The 6057-nt window shown below is 72.6% G+C and carries 6 protein-coding genes; 2 read left to right on the top strand and 4 right to left on the bottom strand.

All coding sequences use genetic code 11. From position 1 onward, the window contains the following. Positions 1–2: 2 nt before the first annotated feature. The gene (locus PV350_RS43530; protein ID WP_500338906.1) at positions 3–881 is read left to right on the top strand and encodes a DNA-3-methyladenine glycosylase family protein; all 879 of its coding nucleotides are present in this window, start codon (positions 3–5) and stop codon (positions 879–881) included. Between the two features lie 52 nt (positions 882–933). On the opposite strand, the gene PV350_RS43525 is transcribed toward PV350_RS43530, so the two are convergent. Next, positions 934–1266, bottom strand: a complete 333-nt coding sequence (locus PV350_RS43525) for a hypothetical protein (protein WP_500338905.1) — start codon at positions 1264–1266, stop codon at positions 934–936. Positions 1267–1854: 588 nt separating this feature from the next. Here PV350_RS43525 and PV350_RS43520 point away from each other — a divergent pair. Further along, positions 1855–2775 (top strand): hypothetical protein, encoded by a 921-nt coding sequence (locus tag PV350_RS43520; RefSeq protein ID WP_500338904.1) that lies wholly within the window; start codon positions 1855–1857, stop codon positions 2773–2775. Positions 2776–3310: 535 nt separating this feature from the next. On the opposite strand, the gene PV350_RS43515 is transcribed toward PV350_RS43520, so the two are convergent. The 3 genes from PV350_RS43515 to PV350_RS43505 all read right to left on the bottom strand — a co-directional run. Next, entirely contained in the window at positions 3311–4579 is a 1269-nt protein-coding gene (locus tag PV350_RS43515) for a coenzyme F420-0:L-glutamate ligase (RefSeq protein WP_499516850.1), read from the bottom strand. A gap of 32 nt (positions 4580–4611) precedes the next feature. Beyond that, positions 4612–5583 (bottom strand): 2-phospho-L-lactate transferase, encoded by a 972-nt coding sequence (gene cofD / locus PV350_RS43510; protein ID WP_499512167.1) that lies wholly within the window; start codon positions 5581–5583, stop codon positions 4612–4614. 25 nt (positions 5584–5608) lie between these two features. After that, positions 5609–6057: cysteine dioxygenase (locus tag PV350_RS43505; protein ID WP_500338903.1), on the bottom strand; the 449-nt coding region annotated here is incomplete at its 5' end.

The following is a 6057-nucleotide window of genomic DNA, read 5'->3' as shown; positions in this document are numbered from 1 at the left end:
CCCTGGACCTCGGCCTCACGCTCGGCCCCCTGCGCCGCGGCCCCGGCGACCCCGCGTTCCGCGTCGGCGCCGACCGCGCGGTCTACCGGGCCTCGCGCACCCCCGAGGGCCCCGGCACCCTGCGCATCGCCCGCCCCTCCGGCGGCGAGGTCGAGGCCGAGGCCTGGGGCCCCGGCGCCGAGTGGCTCCTGGACCGCCTCCCCGGCCTGCTCGGCGACGCCGACGACCCCGCCGCCTTCACCGCCCGGCACCGCGTCGTCCACGAGGCCCACCGCCGCAACCCCGGGCTGCGGCTGACCCGTACGGGCCTGGTGCTGGAGTCCCTCATCCCCGCGATCCTCGAGCAGAAGGTCACCTCCGACGAGGCCTACCGCTCCTGGCGGGTCCTGCTGTGGCGCTTCGGCGAGCCCGCCCCCGGCCCCGGCGAGGAACTGCGCATGCGCGTGATGCCCGACGCCCGCGGCTGGGCCATGATCCCCTCCTGGGAGTGGCACCGCGCCAACGTCGACGGCAAGCGCTCCGCCGCCGCGGTCCGGGCCGCCCGCGCCGCCGCCCGCATGGAGCAGGCCACCACCCTCGCCCCCGCCGACGCCCTCGCCCGCCTCCAGGCCGTTCCCGGCATCGGCCCCTGGACCGCGGCCGAGACCCTGCAGCGCAGCAACGGCGACCCCGACGCGATCACGGTCGGCGACCTCCACCTGCCGCACACCGTCGGCTACGCCCTCACCGGCGCCCACCGCTGCGACGACGCCACCATGCTCGAACTCCTCGAGCCCTACGCCGGCCAGCGCCACCGCGCCGCCCGCATCATCCTCCTCACCGGCCGCCGCCCCCCACGCCGCGCCCCGCGCATGGCCCCGGGGAACATCGTGGCCCTCTGACCCGCGCGGACACGGGTCAGAGGGCAGGGGAGGCCGTGGGCCGGCCGACGGGTCAGCCCATGGTCATCTTGGTCTTCCAGCCCACCCCGTCGGTGTTGGTGATGACGACGGTGCCGGCGCCGCCTTCCGAGTTCACCGCCGCGGCCAGTGAGTCGAGCTTCACCCCGCCCGTCGTCGGGTCCTTGATGCCGGTGCGCAGCAGGAGCCGGGCACTGACGTCCGTCCGGTAGACCAGGTCGGTCTTGCCGTCCCCCGTGGCGTCCCCGGCGGAGACGATCTGGGTGATGGTGGCTGGAGCCGGTGCGTTCGAGCGCAGGTTGCCGTTGGCGTCCACGACCATCAGGTCGGGGAATCCGTCGCCGTCGACGGCCCGGACGTACAGCACGTTGGGGGCCGGCCAGCGGCGGCTTCGCGCTCGACCAGGTCGTCGGCGTCGATGTCGGCGCCCCTTTGGCGCACGTGACCGATCCGGTGTACAAGGCCGAGTTGAAGCCGTCGTCGCTCGCGTCGGCGTCCGGGAACTGCGTCGAGTCACGGTGGGCGGGGTGGGCCGGGCGCTGTCGAAGACGAACCGGCACGGTGTCGAGGTGGGGGTGTAGGCCGAGGTGGTGCCTGCTTGTCCAGCGACTTGGCCCGCCAGGAGTAGGTGGTGCCGTTCTTCAGGCCACTGGTCGAGAAACGTCAAGGAACTGATCACGGTTTCTTCCTCGACGCCGGACGCCGGTATCGAGGTGTACACCCACCGGAAGGCGAAGGACCCGAAGGACGACTGGAAACCGATACCCCATCCGGTGCCCGAAAAGGTGAATGAGCCCTCCTGCAAGAGGGCGTGGCACGGATTCCAGGACTGGTGGCATGAAAACATCGAGAACCATGACTGGTCGCAAAATCCGCTTACTCTGGAATCCGGTGGCGGTCCGATCTTCGTCCCGCCCCTGTCACCCGTGTTCTGAGCCTGTGTTATATTCCGCGCATGGCTGAGGGATTTCGAGTGAATTCCAGTGTCCGGGCAGAACTCGACTTCGCGCTCCCGGAGGGCGGCACCGCCCTCCGGGAACTGGTCGAGCCTTGGTTCGCCGACGCGGTCCGAGAGTTGGCCGGAAGCGCCATGGACCCCTTCGTCGGCGCGCTGGACCTGACGGGCCGGGAATCCGCGCTGATGACGGCGGGCGCCCCCTACGGCCGACCCGGAGAATTGTGGGGATCGCTCTGGATCGCGCGAGTTCTGAAAAGCGGCCGCAAGCGTTCCGGACGGGTCTTTTCCCCGAAGAATTGGGAGAAATTCCTGCGGGATCTGGAGTCCGTGCCGCTCGAGGCGGAGCTGAGACTGGCCGTCCTCGGTCCTGACGGTTATCCCGGCAGCACCTGGATCACCATCGGCGCCAGGCGGGACTACGAAGCACCCGAGTGGGTGGCCCTGACGGTGGACAGGTCGAGCGAGGAATTCGAGAAGGCCCAGTCCGCCCGGCACGACTTCATCATCCGGCACGCGGATTCCGGAAGGGGTACGGCGCTTTTCGGCTGTATCGCCGACGACATGGACAGCACCACCGGCCGGAGCTCCCTGGAAGCGGCACTCGGCCTCTTCCAGGACGAGACGTTTCCCGTCCTGGACCGGAATGTGCGGGGCTATTCGTGGATCACCGTGTGCTCGCCGGGTGTCGCGGAGCTGCTCGGCGGCGCGGAGGCGGTCCGTAGGGACGGAACCTTCGCGCAGGTTCGTGGGGTGGCCGGCGGGTCGCTGTTCCTCAAAGCCACCGAGGACGTCCGTGAGTACGGGGACGACAGAGTCCTGGCCGTGTTCGAGCCCCTGCGCGCCGTACTCCCGGCAGGGACGCCCTCCTCGTTCATCTCGGACAGGAAAGTCCGTCTCGTCTTCCGCGACGCACGGTGAGACGGACGATCGCCCTCGCAGGGGCCGTGATGCTGCTGGGGTCCCTCATGGGATGCGGTACGCGACAGGCCGACGACCCGGGGGCCGGTTCGAGCGCGCCCCGGCCGGCCGACGCGAACAGTGTCGCCGCCGACGTGAGCGGTGCGGCGGAATCCGCTGGACTCAAGGCCGCGGCCTAGGTGTCGCCCGAGGACCACGGCTGTGTCGTCGGTCTCATGGCGCAGCCGATCGGGGAGGAGCCCGCCCGGACGATCGGTGCGGCACTCGACTGGCTCCACGAGAACGGGTGGAGCGGTGAGGAGCGATCGCTTCCGGAGGGCATCCCTCAGGTTCGCCTGACGCGCCAGGCTGGACACTCCTGATCCGGGACTACTCGCAACCGTCCGACGCGGTACGCGACATCACGGGTCTGGTCGCTCTCAAGGCCACCAGGGACGACTGTCGGCCCACCTCGGAGCCGCACCGGTCACCGCGTTCGCCACGGTGACCGGCCCCGACCCGCAGCCCGGGAGGCGCGTGCGGGCCGAACGGCCCGTCACCGCACCTCGATGAACGCCTCCGCGCTCCGCCCCGGCCGCTCCTTCGGCGGCGCCGCGGGCCGGCCGACGGCGACGGCGCCCATCGGGTCCCAGTCCTCCGGCAGGTCCAGCACCTTGCGCACCACGTCGCGGCAGAACATCGTGGAGGACACCCACGCCGACCCCAACTGCTCGCCGGCCAGCGCCACCAGGAAGTTCTCCACGGCCGCGCCCATGGCGACCACGAACATCTCGCGCTCCGCCGCCGACCGCCGCGGGTCCGGGTAGTCGTGCGCGCCGTCCGCGACCAGGCAGGGCACCACCAGGTACGGCGCCTTGCGCAGGACGTCGCCGCGGCGCACCCGCTTGGCGATGGACTCCTCGCTGCGGCCGTCGCGGCGCAGGTCCGCGATCCACGCGTCGCGCATGGCGTCCAGCAGCCGGACCCGTGCCGGTTCCGACTCCAGCAGCACGAAGCGCCACGGCGTCGTGTGGTGCGGCGCCGGCGCGGTGACCGCGAGGGCCACGGCGCGCCGTACGGCCGCCCCGTCGACGGGCTCGTCGGTGAACTCGCGGATCGTGCGCCGCAGGGAGACCGCCTCGCGGACGGCCTCCGAAGTGCCCAGCCGGAACATGTCGTTGGCGGCGACCCGGACGAGGGCGCGGCCGCCTTCGCCGTCCTCCTCGGAGGGCAGCACCAGGCCGTCCAGACCCCGGACGAGGGCGACGGGCGCCCCGGTGGACTTGCCCTTCACCAGGTCGCCGGCCGCGGCGAGCTCGTCGGCCAGGGCCGTGACCGTGACCGCCAGTTCGTTGCCGTGGGAGTCGGTGGCGCCCCGCAGGTCGTCCAGCACGCGCAGTCCGGCCGCGCCGATCGCCACGTCGGTCAGGCCCTCGCGCCAGGGCCGCCCGAAGGTGTCGGTGACGACCACGCCGACGTTGACGCCGAGCGCGTCCCGCAGCCCCGCCCGGATGGCGCGGGCGGAGGCGTCCGGGTCCTCGGGCAGCAGCAGCACCGTGCCGGGGGCCGTGTTGGAGGCGTCCACGCCGGCCGCGGCCATGACGAAGCCGTGCCGGGTCTCCACGATCCGGGTCGGCCCGCGCCGTGCGACGAGCCGCACCGTCTCGGCGTCGATCGCGGCCTCGCGGTCGGTGGCGCGCACCACGCGCCCCTCCGCCTTGCTGACGATCTTCGAGGTGACGACGAGGACGTCGCCGTCGGCCAGTTCCGGCGTGTTCGCCGCGATGAGCTTGGCCAGGTCGGCGCCGGGCTCGACCTCGGGCATGCCCGTGACGGCCCACACGCGGTAGGAGGCGATCACGCCCGCACCTCCCCGGCCAGCGTCAGCGCCTCGTGGGCCATCGCGGCCGTCGCGTCCAGGTCCGTCATCATCAGCGGCACGGCCCGGCACCGGATGCCGGCGGCCTCGACCTCGTCCACCGCCCCGGCGTCGACGGTGTCGACCAGCCAGCCGTCCAGGAGGCCGGAGCCGTAGTGCGCGGCGACCGCCGCCGCCGTGGACTCCACGCCGACCGCCGCCAGCACCTTGTCGGCCATGCCCCGCACCGGCGCGTTCCCGACGATGGGGGAGAGGCCCACCACCGGCACGCCCGCCTCGGCGATGGCCTCGCGGATGCCGGGGACGGCCAGGATCGTCCCGACCGACACCACCGGGTTGGACGGCGGGAAGAGGATGACGTCCGCCTCGCCGATCGCCTCCAGCACGCCGGGCGCGGGCTTGGCGCCCTCCGCGCCGACCGGCAGCACCGCGTACGCCGGGACGGAGGCCCGCAGCCGCACCCAGTACTCCTGGAAGTGGACCGCCTTGCGCCCGCCACCGGGGCCCGCGTCCGGGTCGTCGACGACGACGTGCGTCTCGATCCGGTCGTCGGTCATCGGGATCAGCCGCACTCCCGGCTTCCAGCGCGCGCACAGCGCCTCGGTGACCGCGCTGAGCGGATAGCCCGCGCCGATCATCTGGGTGCGCACGATGTGCGTCGCGAAGTCGCGGTCGCCGAGGCCGAACCACTCGGGCCCGACGCCGTAGGCGGCCAGTTCCTCCTTGACCGTGAACGTCTCGTCGGCGCGGCCCCAGCCCTGTGCCTCGTGGATCCCGCCACCGAGGGTGTACATGACGGTGTCGAGGTCGGGGCAGACCTTGAGGCCGAACAGGTGGATGTCGTCGCCGGTGTTGCCGATGACGGTGATGTCCGCCTCCGGCGCCGCCGCCTTCAGGCCGCGCAGGAAACGGGCTCCCCCGATGCCGCCGGCCAGTACCACGATTCGCATGCGGACAGTCTGTCAGCCCGCCGCGTCAGCCTGCGAACGTCCCCTCGCTTGCCGGCTCCCCGGAGGTGCAGGCGTACGGGGTCATCTCCGTCAGGCCGGGGAAGTAGATGTGCAGGCTGACCGCGCCGTCCAGCGAGTCGTTGACCACCTCGTGGACGTAGCCGGGGGCGAACACCCGCTGGTGCCCCGGCAGGAGTGAACGGCGGGTCCCGCCGTTGCCGCCGAGGGCGTGCTCGGTCAGTTCGCCCTCGAGGACGGTCAGCACGCCCGAGGAGCGGCCGTGGTCGTGCAGCCCGCTGCCCTGCCCCGGCACCCAGCTGAGCAGCCAGACCTCGTAGCCGGGTCCGGTCTCCAGGCGGTCGTACCAGCGGGTGGTGGCGTCGTAGCGGACGCGCGGTGCCCAGCGGCCGCGGTCGGCCGCGATCCTGCGGGCCAGCCCGGCGAATTCCGCGACGGTGGCGGGGTGGGCGGGAG

This window comes from Streptomyces sp. PA03-6a (assembly GCF_033792765.1).
GTDB lineage: Bacteria > Actinomycetota > Actinomycetes > Streptomycetales > Streptomycetaceae > Actinacidiphila.
The sequence above is the reverse complement of the archived record's forward strand: the minus strand, read 5'-3'. Positions and strand labels throughout refer to the sequence as shown.